Annotated in this window: 21 protein-coding genes; 12 read left to right on the top strand and 9 right to left on the bottom strand. The window is 74.0% G+C overall.

Annotation, left to right across the window (positions count from 1 at the left end; genetic code table 11):
* Positions 1-143: 143 nt before the first annotated feature.
* Positions 144-602 carry a hypothetical protein gene (locus OF852_RS02005; RefSeq protein ID WP_271120145.1) on the top strand — a complete coding sequence of 153 codons (459 nt, stop codon included), beginning with the start codon at positions 144-146 and terminating at the stop codon, positions 600-602.
* Here the strand turns inward: OF852_RS02005 and OF852_RS02000 are convergent.
* Positions 523-3,069 carry a DEAD/DEAH box helicase gene (locus tag OF852_RS02000; RefSeq protein ID WP_271120144.1) on the bottom strand — a complete coding sequence of 849 codons (2,547 nt, stop codon included), beginning with the start codon at positions 3,067-3,069 and terminating at the stop codon, positions 523-525. The two genes, OF852_RS02005 and OF852_RS02000, sit on opposite strands and share 80 nt — an antisense overlap.
* A 118-nt stretch (positions 3,070-3,187) precedes the next feature.
* Here OF852_RS02000 and OF852_RS01995 point away from each other — a divergent pair, with 118 nt between their 5' ends.
* The 4 genes from OF852_RS01995 to OF852_RS01980 all read left to right on the top strand — a co-directional run bounded on the left by OF852_RS01995 (position 3,188) and on the right by OF852_RS01980 (position 7,046).
* Positions 3,188-4,495, top strand: coding sequence for a DUF2510 domain-containing protein (locus OF852_RS01995; protein ID WP_271120143.1), 1,308 nt, complete (start codon positions 3,188-3,190; stop codon positions 4,493-4,495).
* 41 nt (positions 4,496-4,536) lie between these two features.
* Positions 4,537-4,815: a DUF2510 domain-containing protein gene (locus tag OF852_RS01990; RefSeq protein WP_271120142.1), complete on the top strand. Its 279-nt coding sequence runs from the start codon at positions 4,537-4,539 to the stop codon at positions 4,813-4,815.
* Positions 4,816-4,969: 154 nt separating this feature from the next.
* Positions 4,970-6,760 (top strand): DUF2510 domain-containing protein, encoded by a 1,791-nt coding sequence (locus tag OF852_RS01985; protein WP_271120141.1) that lies wholly within the window; start codon positions 4,970-4,972, stop codon positions 6,758-6,760.
* Between the two features lie 10 nt (positions 6,761-6,770).
* Positions 6,771-7,046, top strand: coding sequence for an acylphosphatase (locus OF852_RS01980; RefSeq protein WP_271120140.1), 276 nt, complete (start codon positions 6,771-6,773; stop codon positions 7,044-7,046).
* Between the two features lie 41 nt (positions 7,047-7,087).
* Here OF852_RS01980 and OF852_RS01975 read toward each other — a convergent pair whose 3' ends face one another.
* Positions 7,088-7,378: a hypothetical protein gene (locus OF852_RS01975; protein ID WP_271120139.1), complete on the bottom strand. Its 291-nt coding sequence runs from the start codon at positions 7,376-7,378 to the stop codon at positions 7,088-7,090.
* Positions 7,379-7,437: 59 nt separating this feature from the next.
* Here OF852_RS01975 and OF852_RS01970 point away from each other — a divergent pair, with 59 nt between their 5' ends.
* A complete protein-coding gene (locus OF852_RS01970) occupies positions 7,438-8,745 on the top strand; it encodes a maltokinase N-terminal cap-like domain-containing protein (RefSeq protein WP_271120138.1) in 1,308 nt (435 codons plus the stop codon).
* 45 nt (positions 8,746-8,790) lie between these two features.
* Positions 8,791-9,471 carry a histidine phosphatase family protein gene (locus OF852_RS01965; RefSeq protein ID WP_271120137.1) on the top strand — a complete coding sequence of 227 codons (681 nt, stop codon included), beginning with the start codon at positions 8,791-8,793 and terminating at the stop codon, positions 9,469-9,471.
* Here the strand turns inward: OF852_RS01965 and OF852_RS01960 are convergent.
* A complete protein-coding gene (locus OF852_RS01960; RefSeq protein ID WP_271120136.1) occupies positions 9,459-9,878 on the bottom strand; it encodes a hypothetical protein in 420 nt (139 codons plus the stop codon). The two genes, OF852_RS01965 and OF852_RS01960, sit on opposite strands and share 13 nt — an antisense overlap.
* A gap of 82 nt (positions 9,879-9,960) precedes the next feature.
* Entirely contained in the window at positions 9,961-10,533 is a 573-nt protein-coding gene (locus tag OF852_RS01955; protein ID WP_271120135.1) for a DUF4433 domain-containing protein, read from the bottom strand.
* A gap of 352 nt (positions 10,534-10,885) precedes the next feature.
* Between OF852_RS01955 and OF852_RS01950 the strand changes: the two genes are divergently transcribed.
* A complete protein-coding gene (locus tag OF852_RS01950) occupies positions 10,886-12,076 on the top strand; it encodes a DUF2510 domain-containing protein (RefSeq protein ID WP_271120134.1) in 1,191 nt (396 codons plus the stop codon).
* A gap of 30 nt (positions 12,077-12,106) precedes the next feature.
* Here the strand turns inward: OF852_RS01950 and OF852_RS01945 are convergent, their stop codons facing one another.
* Entirely contained in the window at positions 12,107-13,567 is a 1,461-nt protein-coding gene (locus tag OF852_RS01945) for an NCS2 family permease (RefSeq protein WP_271120133.1), read from the bottom strand.
* Positions 13,568-13,915: 348 nt separating this feature from the next.
* On the opposite strand from OF852_RS01945, the gene OF852_RS01940 reads away from it, so the two are divergent.
* The gene (locus tag OF852_RS01940; protein ID WP_271120132.1) at positions 13,916-15,097 is read left to right on the top strand and encodes an RtcB family protein; all 1,182 of its coding nucleotides are present in this window, start codon (positions 13,916-13,918) and stop codon (positions 15,095-15,097) included.
* Positions 15,098-15,144: 47 nt separating this feature from the next.
* Here the strand turns inward: OF852_RS01940 and OF852_RS01935 are convergent, their stop codons facing one another.
* Positions 15,145-16,248 carry a GNAT family N-acetyltransferase gene (locus OF852_RS01935; RefSeq protein ID WP_271120131.1) on the bottom strand — a complete coding sequence of 368 codons (1,104 nt, stop codon included), beginning with the start codon at positions 16,246-16,248 and terminating at the stop codon, positions 15,145-15,147.
* 104 nt (positions 16,249-16,352) lie between these two features.
* Here OF852_RS01935 and OF852_RS01930 point away from each other — a divergent pair, with 104 nt between their 5' ends.
* The gene (locus OF852_RS01930) at positions 16,353-17,633 is read left to right on the top strand and encodes a uracil-xanthine permease family protein (RefSeq protein WP_271120130.1); all 1,281 of its coding nucleotides are present in this window, start codon (positions 16,353-16,355) and stop codon (positions 17,631-17,633) included.
* Between the two features lie 40 nt (positions 17,634-17,673).
* On the opposite strand, the gene OF852_RS01925 is transcribed toward OF852_RS01930, so the two are convergent.
* Positions 17,674-18,912 carry an amidohydrolase gene (locus tag OF852_RS01925; RefSeq protein ID WP_271120129.1) on the bottom strand — a complete coding sequence of 413 codons (1,239 nt, stop codon included), beginning with the start codon at positions 18,910-18,912 and terminating at the stop codon, positions 17,674-17,676.
* A 150-nt stretch (positions 18,913-19,062) separates the two neighbouring features.
* Here OF852_RS01925 and OF852_RS01920 point away from each other — a divergent pair, with 150 nt between their 5' ends.
* Both OF852_RS01920 and OF852_RS01915 read left to right on the top strand, forming a co-directional pair.
* Positions 19,063-19,245, top strand: a complete 183-nt coding sequence (locus OF852_RS01920) for a hypothetical protein (protein ID WP_271120128.1) — start codon at positions 19,063-19,065, stop codon at positions 19,243-19,245.
* Positions 19,242-19,427, top strand: a complete 186-nt coding sequence (locus OF852_RS01915; protein WP_271120127.1) for a hypothetical protein — start codon at positions 19,242-19,244, stop codon at positions 19,425-19,427. The genes OF852_RS01920 and OF852_RS01915 overlap by 4 nt, the downstream gene beginning before the upstream one ends.
* 209 nt (positions 19,428-19,636) lie before the next feature.
* Here the strand turns inward: OF852_RS01915 and OF852_RS01910 are convergent, their stop codons facing one another.
* Positions 19,637-19,921: a putative quinol monooxygenase gene (locus OF852_RS01910; protein WP_271120126.1), complete on the bottom strand. Its 285-nt coding sequence runs from the start codon at positions 19,919-19,921 to the stop codon at positions 19,637-19,639.
* Between the two features lie 165 nt (positions 19,922-20,086).
* Positions 20,087-21,133 carry an LLM class flavin-dependent oxidoreductase gene (locus tag OF852_RS01905; RefSeq protein WP_271121094.1) on the bottom strand — a complete coding sequence of 349 codons (1,047 nt, stop codon included), beginning with the start codon at positions 21,131-21,133 and terminating at the stop codon, positions 20,087-20,089.
* Positions 21,134-21,206: the final 73 nt, after the last annotated feature.

Below are 21,206 nucleotides of genomic sequence, written 5' to 3'. Positions count from 1 at the left end.
TCGCGAACATCCGGCAACACGGAGGTGAACTCACGGTCTCGCCGAGCATGCGCGCGGCTCCCGAACTGGGGAATCCCGCCCGGCCCGCAGCCTCCCTAGCATCGGGGTCGGCGCCATCCGCGGCGCCGCGGGAGGTCGTGCCGGTGCCGACGAGGAGAGCGCTCGGGACGCTCACGCTGAGTGCCCTCGGCATCGCGGCCGTCAGCTTCGCGATCGTCGACGTCTCGACCTCGGCCGCGTCGCCCTGCATCGAGCCGGCCGCCGACTGCGCCCACGCCGCCGCGCCGGTCGCCGCGGTGGCCTTCACGATCCTCGGCTTCGTCGGCATCCTCGCCGGCCTCATCCCGGGGACCGCCTGGGCCGCCCGAGTGCTCTCGCACCACCGAGAGGAGCAGGAGCAGGACGAGGCCGCCGATCGCGAGGCCGCGAGGGCGCTCCGCCCGAGCTCGCCGCGCGAGCTCGACGAGGACGACTCCGGCGCCGCGACCAGCCGCATCAGCGGTCGCGCCGCGACCGGGGAGCTCAGAGACGGTCCATCGAGCGCACCGAGAGCACGACCTCGCCGGACTCCGCCGAGCGGTCCAGGTCGACCTCCGCGCTGATCCCCCAGTCGCCGTGGCCCGCGGGATCGGCGAGCACCTGGCGGACGAGCCATCGGCTCCGCTCGCGTCGGATCTGCACGCGGGTCGCCGAGCGCGCATCCGCATCCGTCCCGATCTCGTCGTGCTCGGCGTAGTAGGCGTCGAGCGCGGCGCCCCAGTCCACCTCCGGGTCGAGCTCGCGGAGCTCCGTCTCGCGGTCGAGGGCCGCGAGGCGCACGCGGCGCCACAGCTCGTTGCGCACGAGCACGCCGAAGGCCCGCTCGTTCTGCACGATGCTCGCGGGCGGCGGCGGGACGACGGCCCGCTCCGGCTCCGAGGCGGGCGACACGAGATCCGCCCACTCGTCGAGCAGGCTCGAGTCCACCTGGCGCACCAGCTCGCCGAGCCAGGCGATCAGGTCCTCGACCTCCTCCGTGCGCGCCGAGCTCGGCACCGTCTGGCGGAGTGCGCGGACCGCGTCGCTGAGATAGCGCAGCACGAGGCCCTCGCTGCGGTCCAGCTGATAGAAGCCGACATACTCCGTGAAGCTCATCGACCGCTCCCACATGTCCCGGACGACCGACTTGGGGCGGATCTCGCTGTCGCGGACCCAGGGCTGGGATGCGGCGTAGACCTCGTAGGCCTCGCCCAGCAGCTGCGCGAGCGGCCTGGGCCAGGTCACCTCCTCGAGGAGCGCCATCCGCTCCTCGTACTCGATCCCCTCGGCCTTCATCGCCGCGACGGCCTCCCCGCGCGCGCGGAACTCCTGCTGGGAGAGGACCGGCCGCGGGTCGTCCAAGGTCGCCTCGACGACGCTGAGCACGTCGAGCGCATAGCCGGGCGCGTCGACCTCGAGCAGATCGATCACCGCCAGCGCGAACGGCGAGAGGGGCTGATTGAGCGCGAAGTCCGGCTGCAGCTCGAGCGTGAGCCGGATCCGCGCCGAGCCGTCGAATCCGCCGCCCTCCTGCTCGACGACGCCCGCGATCCGTAGCGTCCGGTAGATCTGGAGCGCCCGGCGCGCGAGCGCGCGCTGCCGGGCGGGCGGCTCGTGGTTGTCGAGGACGAGACCGCGCACGTCCTCGAAGACGCCCCGCCCGCCGTCCGCCCCGCGACCGATGACGTTCATGAGCATCGCGGCGCTGAGCTGCATCGAGCTCCGGAGCGGCTCGGGCTCGGCCGCCATGAGCTTCGCGAGGTGCTCCTCGCCCCACACGATCGAGCCCTCGGGAGCACGCTTGCGGACGACCTTGCGCCGCCGCTTCGGGTCGTCGCCCGCCTTCGCGAGCGCCTTCAGGTTCTCGATCTCGTGCTCGGGCGCCTCGACGACGACCTCGCCCGCCGTGTCGTAGCCCGCGCGGCCGGCACGCCCCGCGATCTGGTGGAACTCGCGCGCCGACAGCCGCCGCATCCTCGAGCCGTCGTACTTCGCGAGCCCCGTCAGCAGCACGGTGCGGATCGGCACGTTGATGCCGACGCCGAGCGTGTCGGTCCCGCAGATGACGCGGAGGAGGCCGCGCTGCGCCAGCTGCTCCACGAGCCGGCGGTACCGGGGCAGCATGCCCGCGTGATGGACGCCGATGCCGGCGCGGACGAGACGGCCGAGGGACTGCCCGAAGCCGGCCGCGAAGCGGAACCCGCCCACCGCCTCGGCGATCGCATCGCGCTGCTCGCGCGTCGCGACGCGGACGCTCGCGAGCGCCTGGGCCCGCTCCACCGCGGCCGCCTGCGAGAAGTGCACGATGTAGACGGGCGAGAGCCCGTCGCCGAGCAGCTGCTCGACGGTCTCCTGCACGGGCGTCTCCACCCAGCGGTGGTGGAGCGGGACCGGCCGCTCGACGCCCGTCACGCGCGCGACCTCGACGCCCGTGCGCCGCTCGAGGTCCTCGGCGATCGCGCTCACGTCCCCGAGCGTCGCGGACATGAGCACGAACTGCGTCCGCGGCAGCCGGAGGAGCGGGACCTGCCAGGCCCAGCCGCGGTCGCGATCCGCGTAGAAGTGGAACTCGTCCATCACCACCTGGCCGACCTCGGCGTCCTCGCCGCGCCGCAGCGCGAGGTTCGCGAGGATCTCGGCGGTGCAGCAGATGATCGGCGCATCCGGGTTGACGCTCGAGTCGCCCGTGATCATGCCGACGCGCTCGGCGCCGAAGACCTCCGCCAGCTGGAAGAACTTCTCGCTCACGAGCGCCTTGATCGGCGCCGTGTAGTAGCTGCGCCGTCCCTGCGCGAGCGCCATCGCGTGCGCCGCGACGGCGACGAGCGACTTGCCGGACCCGGTCGGGGTGCTGAGCACCAGATGGCGGTCGAGCAGGAGCTCGAGGAGGCTCTCCTCCTGCGCGGGATAGAGACGGAGGCCGCGGTCGGCGGCCCAGCCCGAGAACGCGTCCGCGAAGGCGTCCGGGTCCCACGGATCCGGCAGGAGATCGGGAAGCACCTCACGAGTCTGCCGCACGGCGGTGCCGTGAGGCCTCAGAACGGGGGGCATCTTGTCCCCCGAGCTGGGTAGAGCGCCCGGGTTCCGGGGCGCGGAGCCAGAACAATAGACTCCTCACGAATCCCGGGACAGCGCCCAGGATCCGCAGGTTCTTCAGAGGAGCAACCGAATGGCCGAGTCAGACGTTCGCGTCCCCGCCGGATGGTATCCGGACCCCCTGGGTCTGCCCCAGCTCCGGTGGTGGGACAACCACGCCTGGACCGAGTACACCTCGGATGCGCGTCAGCCGATGGTCGCGCACGAGACCGTCACGGCGCAGCCGCGACTCGCCTACGCCGACGACGAGGACCACCTGACCCGCCGGGAGCGCCGCGAGCGCGAGACCGCGGGCGGCGACGCCTTCGCGACCGGTCTCCAGGACCTCCTCGCCGAGGACGCCGCGCCGGCGACCGACGCCTCGGGCTCGACCGGGCAGCCCGAGCCGGCGAAGCCCGCCGCCGAGGCGCTCCTCTCCCTGGAGGCGCCGAAGCAGGAGGAGGCCGCGGAGGAGGGCGAGGATCTCCTCTCGCCCGCGGCGATGTTCGCGGACATCGCGCCGAGCAACGCGCCGACGACGCCGGCGTACAACCTCGACACCCGCTTCGACGACCTGCTCGGCACGCCGCAGCCGCAGACGCCCGTCTCCGCGTTCTCGCACGTGAACGAGTCGGCCTCCGGCTTCGCGCAGCCCGGTGTCCCGCAGTTCGCCGGCTTCGACATGCCGGCCGCCGGCGCCTACGACATGCCCGCGCCCGGCGCCCCGGCCGCCACGCCCGCCGCCCAGCCCGGCCACCTCGCCGGTCACGACCTCTCCGTCTCGAGCGGCGCGGCCTGGGCCATCGCCTTCCTCCCGCTGATCTCGCTGCTGCTCGGCATGTTCTTCCTCCTGTCGAACATGGCGGGCGGCCTCGCGTCGACGCTCTTCGCGGTGTTCCTCGCGGTCGTGCCCTATCTGGCGGGCGTGCTGTTCGCCTGGCTCGACCGGCGCACGCTCATCCGCAAGGGCCACGAGCACCCGGCGCACTGGGCGATCGCCTTCGCCGGCGCCCCGATCTACCTCATCGCGCGCTTCGCGAGCGTCGTCCGGCGCTCCGGCCGCGGCTTCGGCCCGCTGGTCTCGTGGGCCGGTCTCGCCGCCATGGCCGCCGCCGCGGTCCTCGCGGTGCCGGGTCTCGCGATGTCCCTCGCGCCGGCCAGCTTCGCCGCCTCGGCCGAGGAGGGCATCGTCCGCCAGGCGCAGGCGCTCGGCGCGGACCTCGTGGTGAACTGCCCCGACGTCCCGCCCATGATCGTCGGCTCCACCATGCAGTGCCTCGCCAAGACGGAGGGCGACCCCGTCAGCTGGGGCATCGACGTCGCCCTCGCCCGCGAGAGCGGCTGGATCGTGTGGAACGTGATCGACTGGGGCATCTTCAAGACGCCGGAACTCGGCGAGTAGACGACGGGCACGACGAGGGGGTTGAGAGAGTGACCGATCAGATGACGCGAGTCGTTCCGGCAGGATGGTACGACGACCCGGAGTCCAGCGAGAACGTCCGCTGGTGGAACGGGCTCGGCTGGACCGAGCACGTCGAGCGCAAGCCCGAGACCGCCCCGGCCGAGGCGGCGAGCGAGGCCGCGGCGCCTGCAGCCCAGGCGGCACCCGCGGCACCGGCCGCGCCGGCTGCCGAGCCCGGCGCGGCGGAGCCCGCGAAGCCGCAGGTCGGTCTCGGCTTCGGCGGCGGCTACTACGCCCGCCAGTACGGCCGCGACGACTGACGCACGCCGGCTCGGCAAGAGCAGGGGCGGGCGCCGCATCGGCGCCCGCCCTTCTGCATGCCCGGGAAGTCCCGGTCGCGCCCCGAATTGGGGATGAGGCGACGCGCCGGGGCGAACCTAGACTGCAGGCATCGTGGACGATTTGGGGGGTTCCATGAGCGACGCCGCGAGTGCACTGCCGACGCCCGGCTGGTACGACGATCCGGAGGGCGGCCACCAGCTGCGATGGTGGTCCGGGTCCGGGTGGACCGCGGCCGTGCTGCCGAAGGCCGATCCCGCACCGGACGACGCCGGCGCGCTGCCGGTGAGCGGGCACGGCATCACGTCGTCCGCCGCCGCTCCCGCGACGCCGTCCGCGACCGTCGCCGAGCCCGCGCAGACCGCGACGCCGAGCGCGGCCGTGCCGATGGAGCGGATCTCGCCTCGTCGCGCCGCGCGCGCCGCGATGCGCGAGTCCGGGCTCGCGCCCGTCGTCGAGCTGCGGCCCGGCGCCTCGGCGGCCTCCGCCGCCTCCGCCGCGGAGCCCCGCGAGACCGACGCGCCGGGTTCCGCTCCGAACCCGGAGCCCCTCGGCAGTGCCGCCGATCACCAGGTCGCGGTCTCCGCCGGCTCGCCGGCCGCGCCCGCGCGCTCGGTCGCGACCTCGCCGACGTCCGCGCCCGCGCCGCTTGCGACGCCGCTCGCCGTCGCGCCGTCGGCACCCGCCGCGCCGGCCGCGACGGCATCCATCTCGGCGCCGGCCGCTCGGCCGAGTGCGCTCGCCTCCGCGCCGCCGCCCGCCGTCGACCCGGAACCCGCCGCCGCGCATCTCCTCGCCTTCGCCGCGATCGCGGAGGCCGAGGAGGGCGCCCCCGTGCCCGAGGTCGCACCCGTGCGCTCGATGCGGGTGATCCCCGACCCCACGCCCGCCGTGGCGCACGTGCCGCTCCTCGGACCCGTGCCGGACCTCGACGCGCTGCCGCCCATGGATGCGACGGCCGGATTCGCGCACCCCGCGATCCCGCGGCCCGTCTCGGTGGACGAGCCGCTCGCCGCGCCCCCGGCGCCCGCCGGACCGGTCGCCGACATCCCCGCGCCCGTGTCGGCCGGCGAGCCCGCGGACTCGGCGTCGCCCGAGTCCGCGGCCGATGCGGAGCCGACCGGAACCGTCCTCGCCGCCACCGAGGATGCCACGCCCGGCTCCCTCGCCGCGTCGGCGCCGGCCGGTGAGCGCGTCGAGGCGGCCGCCTGGGCCGCGCCGGCCCTCGAGTCCGAGGCGCCGCATGCCCTCTCGGCCCCGACATCCGCCCCGGCGTCCGCCGAGCCGTCGATCGCGTCGGCCGAATTCTTCTTCGCGCCGTCGCCGGCGCCCGCCTCCGCCCCCGACGCCGGCGAGGCGGAGCCGTTCTCGACGTCCGCCCTCTCCCGCTCCGCGCCGCTCGTGCCCGCGCCCGAGCTCGACGGTCGGATCGCGCTCGACCCGCCGCCCACCGCCGCGACCCCCGCGACGGCACCCGGCGCCGCCGCGTCGTGGTGGCTCGGCGTGGCCCCGGGCCGTGCGAGCACGGGCGCCGCCTGGGTGCTCGCGCTCGCGCCGTGGCTGCTCGTCGCCGCCGCGGGCGGCGCGCTCTGGGTGTGGGCGTCGATGCCGGAGCTGCGGCTCGCGCTCGCGGCGGCAGGCGCCCTGATCCCGCTCGCCGCCGCGGTGCTCGTGGTCGTCGACATCCGCCAGCTCGAGCGCGGCGGCTGGAGCCGACCCGCCTCCGGCTGGTGGATGCTGCTCGGCACCGTGCCGTACCTGCTCGCCCGCGGCGCGCGCCTCTCCTCGCTGGGCGCGCGCTCGCGCGCCGTGACGACTGTCGGCGTCCTCAGCGCGGTGCTGGCGCTGGCCGCGGGGGCCGCGGCCTGCTGGCTGCTGCAGCAGGAGATCCAGACGCTCCTCCTGCTCGGCGCGATCCGGAGCTAACCTCGAGACCATGGGCACCCGCATCCGACGCCACGCGATCGTGTCGGGCGTCGTCCAGGGCGTCGGATTCCGGTGGTCGACCCGCCGCGAGGCCGAGCGGCTCGAGCTCGACGGCTTCGCCCGGAACCGTGAGGACGGCACGGTCGAGGTCGAGGCGGAGGGGCCCGAGGACCGGGTCGCCCAGCTGCTCGAGTGGCTGCGGGTCGGGCCGCCCGGGGCCGAGGTCGCCGAGGTCCGCGTCGTCGACCAGCCGCTCGGCGCGCGCTCCGGATTCCGGATCGGCTGATCCGGGCGTCGCGCTCATCGCCGGCTCCCGCCGGATCGACGTCACTCGTCGTGCGCGGTGATGCCCTGGAGCGGGAGCGGCTCCTCGCCGGCGACGACCCGGTGGAGCAGCTCGGCGACCGGGCCGTGCTCGGCGCACAGGCCCGCGAGGGGCCCGGTCCCGTCGTCCCCCGTGCAGATCGACAGCAGCGTCATCATCGTGGTCTCCTGCCGGGAGGCTAGGCGCGTGGCGGGCGTGGCCTCGACTCCGTCTTCGGGTGCCGCCAGCACGGGTGCCGCGCACTCGGGGGCCGCGCGGGCGGGGCCCGGGACGACGGCGTTCGCGGCGGGCACCCAGGTGATTCGCCCTCGCATCCCAGTCCCCGGCCCCCGTATGGGGGTGATAATTGGGCATGCAGACGACCCTCGGCGTGATCGCGGACTGGATGGCCTATCAGCGCTGGTACGGCGGCAAGGGGCGCCGACCCCGGCTCACCAGCATCGCCGAGATCCTCATGGTGAGCGCTGACCCCGCCGCCCGGGCGAGGACGATGCTGCTCCGCGACGACGCCGACCCGCGCGGCCCCATCTACCAGGTGCCGATCGTCGAGCGCGACACCATCCCGCGCGGCGCCGGGCCCCGCTTCATCGGCCGCGGCCTGGGCGGCGCCTACCTGTTCGACGGCCCGCACGATCCGGCGTTCCCCGCCGCCCTCCTGGGGCTGATGCAGAGTCAGGGGCGCCTCGACGCCGGGCTCTCCCCCACGAGCATCGGAGCGAGCCGCGTGCTCGACGCCGAGCAGTCGAACACCTCGATCATCATCGAGGTCGACGACAGCGCGCCGATCATCGCGAAGGTCTTCCGCGTCGTCCAGCCGGGCGACAACCCCGAGGTCACCGTCCAGTCGGCGCTCTCGGAGGCGGGGATGCCGTTCATCCCGCGATTCCTGGGCGGGCTGGCCGGCGAGTGGAACGATGCGCGGGGCCTCCGCGAGCACGGCCACCTCGCGGCGGTGCAGGAGTTCGTGGCCGGCGCGGTCGACGGCTGGAGCGCCGCCCTGGCGTCGGCCCGCGCGGGCGAGGACTTCCGCGTCGAGGCCCGCGCACTCGGCGAGGCGACCGCCTCGATGCACCGCGCGCTCGCCGAGCGCCTCGAGACGCGGTCGGCGACCGCGGGCGACACGGTGGCGCTGGCGGCGGGCTGGCACGGTCGGCTCGCCGAGGCGATCCAGCACGCGCCCCAGCTCGCCGCGCTCCGCGAGGACGCCGGCCGGCTCTACGATCGCGCCCAGCACGCACCCTGGCCGCGGCTGCAGCGCGTGCACGGCGACCTGCACCTCGGGCAGGTGCTGCGCGCCGCCGACGGCAGCTGGCGCTTCATCGACTTCGAGGGCGAGCCGCTGCGCCCCCTGGAGGAGCGGGCGCGCCCCGATACCGCCCTCCGCGACATCGCCGGCATGCTGCGCTCCTTCGACTATGCCGCGGGCTTCTCGGGCGACCAGGACGGTCGGTGGGCGCAGGGTGCGCGCGAGGCCTACCTCGCCGGCCTTCGCGATGCGGGTGTCGACCTCGAGCAGAACGGCGAGCTGCTCGCGGCGCTCGAGCTCGACAAGGCGCTCTACGAGGTCGCCTATGAGGCCCGCAATCGACCCGACTGGATCGGCATCCCGCTCGCCGGTGCCGAGCGGCTCATCGCGGCGGAGCGCACGCATCGCCGCTGATCTCGCGCGCACCCGCGGCTCAGGCTCGCCGCCTACGCTCGAGACGTGACCCGCCTGCTGCTCATCCGCCACGGACAGACCCCGGCCAACGTCGCCGGCATCCTCGAGACGACGATCCCCGGGCCCGGTCTCACCGAGTTGGGCCGGCAGCAGGCCGAAGCCCTCGTCGAGGCGCTCGGGGGCGAGCCGATCGCGGCGATCCACGTCTCCGTCATGATGCGGACCTCGCTGACGGCGTCCCCGCTGGCGGCCCACCTGGCACTCGAGCCGAGCGTCCGCGAGGGACTCCACGAGATCGAGGCCGGCGCGCTCGAGGGACGCGCCGACCGCGACGCGGTGCGCGGCTACCTGGGCACGCTCGCCGCCTGGGCAGACGGGGCGCTCGACACGCCGATGCCGGGCGGCGCGGACGGCCTCGCCTTCTTCGATCGCTTCGACGCCGCCGTCGCGCGGATCGTCGCGGAGCATCCCGACGACGCCACGCTCGCGATCGTGAGCCACGGCGCGGCGATCCGGGTCTGGACCGGCGGACGCGGGGCCAACATCGACCCGGCGTTCACGAGCTCCCACGAGCTCGACAACACGGGGATCGTGATCGTGGACGGCGGACCCGAGGCGGGCTGGACCGTGGAGTCCTGGATGGGCGAGCCCATCGGCGGTGCGGCGCTCGAGGACGAGGGGGCCGTGGACCCCGCGGGCGCGCCGCTCGAGGATCATCGCGCGTAGTCGTCGGGCGCGATCCAGCGCACGCCGCCCGCATGGCTGAGGAGGGGTCCACGGAGCGGCAGCCCGGCATCGCGGCAGCTCTCGACGACGAGCTGGATCCAGCGCCGGTCGTCGGGCCGCAGGGCTCGAGCGCCCGGGCGCTCGTAGACGATGACGAGCTCGGAGGCCTCGGCGGCATGCGCCGCACCTTCCACCAGAGGCACCATGCTCGCCCGGTCCCGCCGAGCCGGCCGTTCGCCGATCTCCATGGGGATGATGAGGGGGAGCTGGCAGCCGTCCTCGTCGAGGAAGAGGAACCAGAGCTGCCGCCGGAACGCGACGCCGACGAGCGCCTCGACGCGCGCGAGGACCTCCTCGTCGGTCGTGAGCGGGTCGGCCAGGTCGTCGCGGTGCGAGGGGAGCGTCATGACCACGATCCTGGTCGCCGCGCGCCTCGAGCTGAGCGGGATGCGCACCCCTGTGGAGCGATCCGGGCTGTTGAGGACGGGCTCAGGCCTCGCGCGGCTGGAACCAGGGCGGATACACCGCGACCTTCGTCGTCAGCCCCGCCGATCGGAGCATCTCCCGGACGCGGTCGCGCGCCGGCTCGTTCGCGACGCCGATGATGGCCAGCCGGTCCACGGCGACGGGTGCGGAGGCGAGCGCCTCCCCCGCGGTCAGCGCGCCCCCCTCGCCGTGCAGCCGGCGCAGCATCCGCAGCGCATCCTCGGCCGAGTCCGCGAAGCGCGTTCCCGGCGCCGCGGCGTCGCCGTCGGCGAGGACGAGCCCCTCGCCCAGCACGGCCAGGGGCGCGACGAGCACGACGTAGTCGGCGATCGAGGCGCGGCGGGCCGCGTCCGACCAGTGGACCCCATGAGCGCCCTCGCGGAGCTCCGCCCAGCGGTCGGCGTCAGGGCTCAGCGAGAACGGCACCCGCTCCTCGAGGCTGGAGCCCCCGAGCTCGATGCCGGCGCGCAGCTCGCGGGCCGTCGCCGAGCTGGGGATGAAGCCGGGCTCGGCCGTCGCCGGCGGGCGGATCTCCCCGGTCTCGAGGATCGCGGGGAGGTTCGCGAGGTGGCTCACGTGATAGACGCGCTGCGTGGCGAAGGACACCGGCGACGCGGGAGATGCCGCGGGCGTCCGCTCGGTCGCGGAGCGGAGGCTGCCCACCGCGGCGGCGGGACGGTAGCGCGGCGCGGCGGAGCGGCTCGGGGGCCGGGTCGCGGCGCTGCGACTCGGCTCCGGCGCACGACGCGGGAAGCAGCTGTCGCAGAGGCCGTCTTCGAAACCATGGATGCACTCGGCCATGCGCTCAACGTTACGGCGTCGCGCAGGTCCCCGCCGACCATCGGGCCGGGATCCGACACCCGGATTGGGGCCACCCCGCGCTCGCCCGGGCTCATAGTGTGGCTTCCACGACGTGGGGGGTCGCAACGTGAGTCTTGTGGCAGCGGCGGGCACGCCGGCCGGGTGGTACCAGGATCCGATCGACAGCGCGCTCCTGCGCTGGTGGGACGGCGCCGGGTGGACGAACGACCTCGCGGAGAAGCAGGTCGGGCTCCAGGCCTCATCCTCCTCCGAGCTCGCGACACCGCTCGCGGGGCCCTCGGTCGAGGAGGATCGGCCGCCGACCGGCCCGATCGCCGTGCCCGACTCCCCCGCGGAGCTCGTGGATGCGACCCCGGCACCGCAGGCGCCCGCGGGCCCGGTCGCGGTGCCGCCGCTCGCATCCGTCCCCGAGCCCGTCATCGAGGTCCCCGAGCCGCTCGCGCTGCGGCTCGTCGAGGCCGAGCCGGAGCCGCTCCGCCCCGTGCGCGCCGCCTGGCCGATGCCGGACATCGACGTGCCCGCGATCCCGCAGCGCGCCATCCAGATCATCCGCGCCATCGGCTCGGCGAGCCTCGCCGTCGAAGCCCCCTCGGCGGCACGAGCCGCGGAGCCGGAGGCGCCCGCGTCCTCGGAGCCCGCGTCCGCGCCCGAGTCGGCGACGGCGGCGACGGCGACCGCGGCCGCCGCGACGACGGGGCCGACCCCCGCCGCGGAGCCGCCTGCCTCCGCCGCGCCGGCATCCCCGCCGGTACCGAGCTTCGACTCGCTCGTCGACGGCGCACCCTTCTCGGTGTCCGCTCCGGGCACGGGATCCGCCGCGGATCCGCTCTCGGCCGAGTTCGGCCGGATCGAGCTCACCCCGGCGCCCAGCGGATCGCGCAGCAGCGGCCTCACGGGCGCCGGCTGGGCGATCGCGCTCTCGCCGCTGTGGGGCGCGGCCCTCGCGGTCGGCGCGGGCATCGGCGTGTCGCTCGTGGACGCGTCGATGACGGTCCTCGCGGGCGGCGCCGGTCTCGTGCTCGCCTGGCTCGTCGCCCTGCTGCTCGGATTCCGCGACCGGCAGGCTCTCGGCGCCGAGGCCCTCGACGGCCCCAGCCCGCTCTGGGGCGTGCTCGGTGCGCTCCCGTACCTCGCCATCCGCGCGGTCCGGCTCCGGCATGCGACGACGCGCGCGGCGGTCCTGCCGCTCGCGACCGTCCTCGCGAGCGCGCTCGGCGCGGCCGGCGCCGGTGCGGCGCTGCTGGCCGTCGGCATCGATCCGATCGCGGCGATCACGGCCGCCCTGCTCGCGCTCTGACGGCGCCCGGGCACGACGCCGCCGGCCGGCTCAGCCGCCGAGGAGCTGCTCGATCGGACCGCGCACGAAGAACAGCACGAAGCCGGCCGCGACGATCCAGAGCAGCGGGGAGATCTCGCGGGCCCGACCGCTGAGGCCGCGGATGAGGACCCAGCTGAGGAAGCCGACCCCGATGCCGTTCGCGATCGAGTAGGTCAGCGGCATGACGATGATCGTGAGGAAGACCGGGAGCGCGCTCGAGAAGTCCGTCCACTCCAGCTCGCGGATCTGCGCGACCATGAGCGTCCCGACGACGACGAGCGCGGCGGCGGCCACCTCGAGCGGGACGACCTGCGTCAGCGGCGTGAGGAAGACGGCGACGAGGAACAGCGCGCCCGTCACGACGCTCGCGAGTCCCGTGCGCGCCCCCTCGCCGATGCCGGCGGCCGAGTCGACGAACACGGTGTTGCTCGAGGTCGAGCTCGCGCCGCCCGCGATCGCGCCGACGCCCTCCACGATGAGCGCCGAGCGCAGGCGCGGGAAGTCGCCCTTCTCGTCCGCCAGCTCGGCGCCCTTCGCGAGACCCGTCATGGTGCCCATGGCGTCGAAGAAGTTCAGGAAGAGCAGCGTGAAGACGAGCATCGACGCCGCCAGCGGCCCGATGCGCGCGAAGGCGCCGAAGGGATCGAACTGCCCCACGAGCGAGAAGTCGGGCAGCGAGACGAGGGAGGCGGGGAGCGTGGGGACGTTGAGGCTCCAGCCGCCCGGGCTCTCGACGCTCGAGCCGAGCCGGAAGACGGCCTCCGCGATGATCGCGAGCACCGTCGTGCCGAGGATGCCGATGAGGAGCGCGCCCTTCACCTTCCGCGCCATGAGGACGCCCATGAGCACGAGGCCGACCAGGAACACGGCCGTCGGCACCGTCGCGATCGAGCCCGCCTCGCCCAGCTGGACGGGCGGCGAGCTCGCGCCGGAGCTGCGCACGAAGCCGGAGTCGACGAGGCCGATGAAGGCGATGAACATGCCGATGCCCACCGTGATCGCGATCTTGAGCTCCAGCGGCACCGCGTCGAAGATCATCTTCCGCAGGCCCGTCGCCGCGAGGAGCACGATGATGACGCCGTTGACGACGACGAGCCCCATGGCCTCGGGCCAGGTCACCTGCCCGACGACGTTCACGGCGAGGAAGCTGTTCATGCCCAGACCGGCGGCCAGGGCGAAGGGCAGGCGGGCGACGATCCCGAACAGGATCGTCATGACGCCGGCGGTGAGCCCGGTCGCGGCGGCGACCTGCGCGTTCGGCAGCCATCCGCCGACGACGTCGACCGCCGCCTGCTCGGCCGAGAATCCGCCGATGATGAGCGGGTTGAGGATCACGATGTAGGCCATCGCGAAGAAGCTCACGAAGCCGCCGCGCACCTCGCGCGAGACGGTCGAGCCGCGCTCGGAGATGTGGAACCAGTGGTCGATCCGTGCGCGGAAGCCGGTGCCGCGATCCTTCGTGTCCGTCACCCGTCGAGCCTAGACCCGAGGCGACGACGACCGGAATGCGATGAAAGCTTGACATCGACGCGGGGCGGTCGCTAGCGTCGCAAGGCTGCGCCGGCGTCCGGCGCATGGACACGCAGGAGAGGAGGGGTCGCGTCATGCGCGAGCATCTCGAGCACGACCGCCGATCGGGTGACGCCGCACCCGAGCGGAGCGCGACGCGCGCCCCCGGCACCCTCCTGCAGCGCGACTAGCTCGCACGTCACCCGACGTCCGAGCATCGCCGCTCGGACGTCCTCACCTCTCGATCTGCAGACCGGGACGCGACCGGACGACCGGGCGTCCATCCGTCTCCACAGAATCGAAAGGACCATGAAGCACATCACCGACCGGCTCGTCAGCTGGGCGAGCATCCTCGAGCCGAACACGGAGGAGCAGGCGCGCCTCGCCTCCGCCATGCCCTTCATCTTCCCGCATCTCGCGCTCATGCCCGACGCGCACCTCGGCCGAGGGGCGACCGTGGGATCCGTCATCCCCACGCTCGACGCCGTCATGCCCGCCGCCGTCGGCGTCGACATCGGGTGCGGCATGATCGCGGTCCGCACGCAGTTCACGGCGGGCGACCTCGACGCCCGTGCCGGCGTCGCGCCGCTCAGCGTGCTCCGTCAGCGGATCGAGCGCGCCATCCCGCTGTCAGCGGGTGGGAAGAACGCGAAGATCGTGGACACCGCGGCGCCGAGGATCGCCGAGCTGGAGTCGCTCGCCGAGGAGGCCGGCTTCGACCCGTCCGAGCACATGGCCGACTGGCGCCGCCAGCTCGGATCGCTCGGAAGCGGGAACCACTTCATCGAGGTCAGCCTCGACGAGGCGGACTCGGTCTGGCTGTTCCTGCACTCCGGGAGCCGCGGAGTCGGGAACCGGATCGCCGGCCACCACATCCAGGTCGCGCGCGACCTCATGGAGCGCTGGTGGATCCAGCTCCCCGACCGGGACCTCGCCTACCTCGTCGCCGGAACCGCCGAGTTCGACCGCTACATCGCCGAGCTCCGGTGGGCGCAGCGCTACGCGCTGCTCAACCGGGAGGAGATGATGGACCGTCTCGTCCAGCAGCTCGCCGGGTGGATAGGCGAGCCCGTCGTCGAGCACGAGCGGATCAACTGCCACCACAACTTCACGCAACTCGAGCGGCACTTCGGGAAGGACGTGTGGCTCTCGCGGAAGGGCGCGATCTCCGCGCGCCCGGGTGAGATGGGGCTGATCCCGGGCTCGATGGGCACGGCCTCCTACGTGGTGCGCGGTCTTGGCCACCCGATGTCGCTCCACTCCTCGCCGCACGGTGCGGGGCGGCGCTTCTCGCGGTCCGCGGCGAGGCGGCGCTTCACGCACGCGGAGCTGCGCGAGGCGATGACGGGAATCGAGTTCCGCGACTCGGAGGCGTTCCTCGACGAGATCCCCGCGGCGTACAAGGACATCGACCAGGTCATGTCCGACGCCGAGGGTCTCGTCGAGATCGTCCACCGCCTGCGGCAGGTGGTGAACGTCAAGGGCGAGTGAGCCCTCGCGGGGGCGGTCGTGCCGACGGCCGCCCCCGCGCATCCCGGCTAGTACCAGACGCTGAGGTGAGGCGTCTCCTCGCCGCTCGCGAGCCAGTCGGCGAGGGCCCGCCCGGGGCGCTCGAGGTCGAGATCGGACGGCAGGCCGAGCGCCGCGGGATCGAGGATGCGGAGCCACTGGTGGTCGCGGACCGTCACCTTCGCCGCGCGCTGGTCGGCGAGCCACCAGCGCAGCGGCTCGTCGACGGAGCGCAGGGGCGCGGTCACGGTGCCGACCAGATCGTGCGAGAGCACGAAGCGCCAGAGCGCCGCCTCGGCGTCGGCCGTCGCCGACAGCAGGTAGCTCAGATGCAGCTCGTGGTTCGAGAAGTCCTCCTCGCCGCCGGCGATGCGGTAGATCGCGAGTCCCTGCGTCACGCCGTGCTCGTCGGCGCAGCGGATCGCGCGGAGCTTGCGGCCCTCCTCCTCGCCGCCCTTCTGGAGCCCCGCCATCCGCTCCCAGAGGCCCGGCCAGGGCCGGATCTCGCCGGGACGGGCGACCCGGACGCGGTCGTGCAGCACGGGCGCCTCCTCGCGGAAGCGCTCGCGGCTCACGAGGTCGACGCGGCCGGCGGGCTCGGGGCCGATCCAGCCGGCGCGACGCGCGTCGATCCGCCACTCGGTCGCGAACGCCGCCGGCGCGAAGCCGTAGCGGCCGTAGATCGAGGCCTCCGAGACGGTGAGCATCGCGAGCGGCAGGCCCGCGGCCGCGGCGACACGCAGCTCGCCCTCGAGCAGCGCCCGGGCGATGCCGCGTCGCCGATGCGTCGGCGCGACCGTCACGGAGCTGATCGCCCAGGCCGGCACGACCCGGCGTCCGGGGATGGTGAGCTCCTCCGCCCACGAGCTCAGCGTCGCGATCGGGATGCCGGGCTCCGCACCCGAGCGGTCGTACACGCCGACGGTGCGCCGCGACCCCATCGAGCCGCGGAGCGCCTCGAGCCGGTCGGCCGCCTCCTCGCCGCCGAGGAAGCCGCGGACCTCGGCCTGGAGCCAGGGGTCGAAGTCGGCGTGGTCCGCGGTGTCGACGAGGCGGTAGTCGAGCCCGCGGTCCGCGAGCGCGCGGCGCGAGGTGTCGTCGACGGGGATGCTGCGGTGATCGGGGAGGTGCACGGCTCCAGGCTATGCCGCCCTCGTGTGACACGCCGGAAACGCGGGCGACGCTACGCTCGTGGGCGCGGGCCCACCGGCCGCATCCCCCGAGCACGAGGAGCGACATGGCCCTGCCCTGGAAGCTGCACGGCGACGGCCGAGAGGTCGGCGCATCCGAGATCGTCCAGCCCGAGGAGCGCCTCAGCTGGCCGCGCACCGTCGGATTCGGCGCGCAGCACGTCATCGCCATGTTCGGGGCCACGTTCCTCGTGCCGCGCATCACCGGCTTCGACCCCTCGGCGACGCTGCTCTTCTCGGGGCTCGGCACGCTGCTGTTCCTGCTCATCACCCGCAACCGCCTCCCCAGCTACCTCGGCTCCTCCTTCGCGTTCCTCGCGCCCATCGGCGCGGCGACGGCGGCCGCCGGTCAGGGGGCGGCGCTCGCCGGCGTCATCGTCGTCGGCGTGCTGCTCATGATCGTCGGCGCGATCGTCCACCGGGTCGGCACCCGCTGGATCGACGTCCTCATGCCGCCCGTCGTGAGCGGCGCGATCGTCGCACTCATCGGCTTCAACCTCGCGCCCGCCGCGAAGACCAACTTCGAGGCCTCGCCGCTCATCGCGACGATCACGCTCCTCGCGATCATCCTCTCCGCGGTGCTGTTCAAGGGGCTGCTCGGCCGCCTCTCGATCATCATCGGCGTCGTCGTCGGCACGATCGCCGCCGCGATCGCGGGCGAGTTCGACCTCGGCGCGTTCAACGAGGCGCCCCTGCTCGGCCTCCCCGTCTTCACCCTCCCGGAGTTCTCGCCGCAGCACCTCACGATCTACCTCATGTTCCTCCCGGTCGTGCTCGCGCTCGTCGCCGAGAACGTCGGGCACATCAAGGGCGTCGGGCAGCTCATCGACCGCGACCTCTCGCCGCTCACCGGCCGCGCGCTCTTCGCCGACGGGCTCGCCTCCACGATCGCCGGCCTCGGCGGCGGCTCCCCCACGACGACCTACGGCGAGAACATCGGCGTCATGTCGGCCACCCGCGTCTTCTCGACCGCGGCGTACTGGGTCGCCGGCATCGTCGCCATCCTGCTCGCGCTCTCGCCGAAGGTCGGCGCGCTCATCTTCGCGATCCCCGAGGGCGTGCTCGGCGGCGTCACGACGGCGCTCTACGGCCTCATCGGCATCATCGGCGTGCGCATCTGGGTCGAGAACCGGGTCGACTTCTCGAAGCCGAAGAACCAGCTCACCGCGGGCGTGGCGCTCATCATGGCGATCGCCGACTTCACCGTCTCCGGCGGCGGGATGACCTTCACGGGCATCATCCTGGGCACGGTCGCGGCGCTCGTCGTCTACCACCTCATGTCGGCGCTCGCGCGCTGGCGCGGCACCGAGGACGAGCGGCTCACCTGAGCCGGCGCATCCCGCGACGCCGGCGCGCCGGGGGCCTCGCTCAGGCGAAGCGCTCGGCGCGCTCGACGACCCGGCCGAGCCCCGCCGCCGCATCCCATCGATAGACCTCGCGGCCGCCGACGAGCACGAGCTCGGCCCGCGATCCCACGTCGAGGGGGTCGCCCGACCAGATGACGAGGTCCGCGTCGAGCCCGGGCGCCAGCGCGCCGACGCGGCCGTCGAGCCCGAGGATGGCCGCCGGGTTGACGGTGAGCGCCTCGAGGGCGACCTGGCGGGGCAGCCCCTCCTTCACCGCGAGGGAGGCCTGGTGCACGAGGAAGTCGATCGGGACGACCGGGTGGTCGGTCGTGATCGCGACGCGCACCCCGGCGCGGGCCAGCGCCGCGAGGTTCGCGATCGCGCGGTCCTTGAGCTCGACCTTCGCGCGCGCGGTGAACATCGGCCCGAAGATGACCGGGATGTCGCGCTCGGCGAGCACATCGGCCACCTTGTTGCCCTCGGTCCCGTGATTGATCACGAGGCGGTAGCCGAACTCGTCGGCGAGCCGGATCGCGGTCGCGATGTCGTCGTGGCGGTGCACGTGCTGGTCCCAGATGAGCTCGCCGTCGAGGACCGCGGCGAGGGTCTCGAGCGCGAGGTCGCGCTTGAAGGGCTTCGACTCGAGCGCCGCCTCGGCGCGGCTCGCCGCGTAGTGCCGGGCCTCCTCGAAAGCCTGGCGGATGACGAGGGCGACGCCGAGCCGGGTGGAGGGCGTCTGCGCCTTGGCGCCGTAGACGCGCTTCGGGTTCTCGCCGAGTGCGGACTTGACGCTCACGGCATCCGAGATCACCTGCTCGTCGATCGTGCGCCCGCCCCAGGTCTTCATCGCGAGCGTGCGCCCGCCGATCGGGTTGCCGGAACCCGGCTTCACGACCACGCTCGTGATGCCGCCGCGCAGCGCGTCCCGGAATCCCTCGTCGTCGATGTCGATCGCGTCGATGGCGCGCACGCCCGCCATGTTCGGCCCGGTCATCTCGTTCGTGTCGTTGCCCTCGACGCCCACGCCCTCCTCGTGGATGCCGACGTGGCCGTGCGCCTCGATGAAGCCGGGCAGCACCCAGCGGCCCGCGGCGTCCACGATCCGAGCGCCGTCCGGGACGGCGACCTGCTCGCGGGATCCGACGGCGGTGATCGTGCCGCGCTCGACGAGGACCGTGCCGCCCTCGATCGCGGGGCCGGCGACGGGGACGACGTAGCCGCCGGTGATCGCGGTGACGGTGGACGACGGCGATGCGCTCATCAGCCCACGCTAGCCGCGGCGGTGTTCCGCTCGCCGGATGCCGCGTGCACGCCGCCTGTGCGCGGGCTGGCACCTCGCGCGGGCCCCTTGCTCCGGGAGGCGTCGAGGCGTCTCCTGGAGGTCACGGACAATCGACGAAGTGGAGCCGACATGGACCGCCCGAACCCCGATCCCGCACTGGCCGAGGCGGAGGAGATCGCCCCCGTCGAGGAGGACCTCGAGCACGACCCCGTCCTCGGCGGGGATGCGCCCGACGATGCGGGCGCCGTGCTCCCCGAGGGGCCGCCCCGCGACGACGTCGACGAGGCGATCCAGACCGGCGGCGGCGCATGAGCGACCGGACGCGAGACGAGGAGCTGCGCTCCGGCGAGCTCGCGGACCGCGCCGACACCGCGGCGGCGCTCGACAACCCGGCCTTCACCGAGGCCGCGGCGGGCACCGCGATGCCGGGGAACCCCGTCCCGGACGATCCTGAGGCCGATGATCTCGCGCCCGAGCGGCAGGCGGACGCATGAGCCTCCCGACGCCCGGGCCCCTCGATCCGCCGGAGGCGCCGCCCGGCCCCGGCACGACGCCCCCGGAGCCCTCCCCCAGACCGCCGTCCGAGCCGCCCCCGCCCGGGGCGCCTGAGCCCGCGGTCGACCCGGCGGGCCCGGACCGATAGTTTCCTCTCCACGGTCCCCAGGCGGCGTCGTGGAGGCCGGCATCCGGTCGGCGAACGCGGTCAGTCGGTCAACCCGGAGACGGTGTAATCACGCGCGATCCCAGCCGTCATCCGCCCCCATTCGCTTCCGGCGACACGGGCCTGATGTGCTGTGAAGGCGTCAGCGTGAGCGAAGCGCTCGGTGACGATCCAGATCAGCGGATCCTCGGTCGGCGTCACCTCGAACGAGATGCACCCGGGTTCTGCCTCGGTGAGCTCGATGTGTGCCGGCAGGTATCGACGGACCGGAGCGGACTCGTCGGCGTTCTTGCAGACCAGTTGACCGGCCAGCCGTACTTCGCTCATTCGCGCAGCCTAGGCCACATCGCGTTCGAGCGGCGCCCGAGCAGCACGATGGTTTGTGCGCCTCCCACCTCCCGGCCCCTCGATCCGTCGGCCGCCGCCCGGGGCGCCAGAGCCGGCGGTCGACCCGGGCCGCCGAGGCGCCGATCGCGGGCGGGCCCGGGCGTCTCAGCTGCGGGCGACCGCCTCGATCACCGGCTTCACCTCCCGCACGATCGAGCCGAGGATGCGCGCGTTGAACTCGACGCCGAGCTGGTTCGGCACCGTCACGAGCAGGGTGTCGGCGGCGAGCACCGCGGCGTCCCGCGCGAGCTCCGCCGCGATCGCATCGGGCTCGCCGATGTAGGAGCGGCCGAAGCGGGCGAGGCCGCCGTCGAGGTGGCCGACCTGGTCGCGGCCCTCGACCTGCGCGCGGACCCCGAAGTAGCGCCGCGTCTCGTCGTCGATGATCGGGATGATGCTGCGGCTCACCGAGACGCGCGGCTCGCGCTCGTGCCCCCGCGCGCGCCACGTGCTCCGGTACATCTCGATCTGCTCCGCCTGGAGCTCGTCGAAGGGGACGCCGGTGTCCTCCGTGAGGAGGGTCGAGCTCATGAGGTTCATGCCCTGCTCGGCCGTCCACACGGCGGTCGCGCGCGTCCCCGCGCCCCACCAGATCCGATCGGCGAGTCCGTCAGAGCGCGGCTCGATCGCGAGCCCGCCGGCGTGGCCGGCCATCTGCGGGTTCGCCGCGACGAGCGGCGCGCCCCCGAGCGCGGCACGGAGGATCTCGGCTTTCATGCGCGCGTCGTCCGCCTCCGTGCGCCCCTCGGCGGGCACGTAGCCGAAGGCGTGCGAGCCGTCGACGGCGTGCTCGGGCGAGCCCCGGCTCACGCCGAGCTGCAGGCGGCCGCCCGCGCCACGATCGCTGATGAGATCGGCCGCCGCGGCCTCCTCGGCCATGTACAGCGGGTTCTCGTAGCGGAGGTCGATGACGCCGGTGCCGATCTCGATCCGCTCGGTCCTCGCCGCGATCGCGGCGAGGATCGGGAACGGGGAGGCGAGCTGCGGCGCGAAGTGGTGGACCCGGAAGTACGCGCCGTCGACGCCGAGCTCCTCGGCCGCGACCGCGAGCTCGATGGACTGCTGGAGCGAGTCGCGGGCGGTCCTGACGACCGAGCCCGGCACGTCCTGGTAGTGGCCGAAGGAGAGGAAGCCGATGCGCGTCACATCGATGCGAACGCATCGGACGGCGCGTCTGTTCCCGCTTCGGGCATCGTGCTCGGGGCGCCTCGGATCTCGAGCGCAC

The organism is Homoserinibacter sp. YIM 151385, from assembly GCF_027912415.1.
Classification (GTDB): Bacteria; Actinomycetota; Actinomycetes; order Actinomycetales; family Microbacteriaceae; genus Schumannella.
The sequence above is the reverse complement of the archived record's forward strand: the minus strand, read 5'-3'. Positions and strand labels throughout refer to the sequence as shown.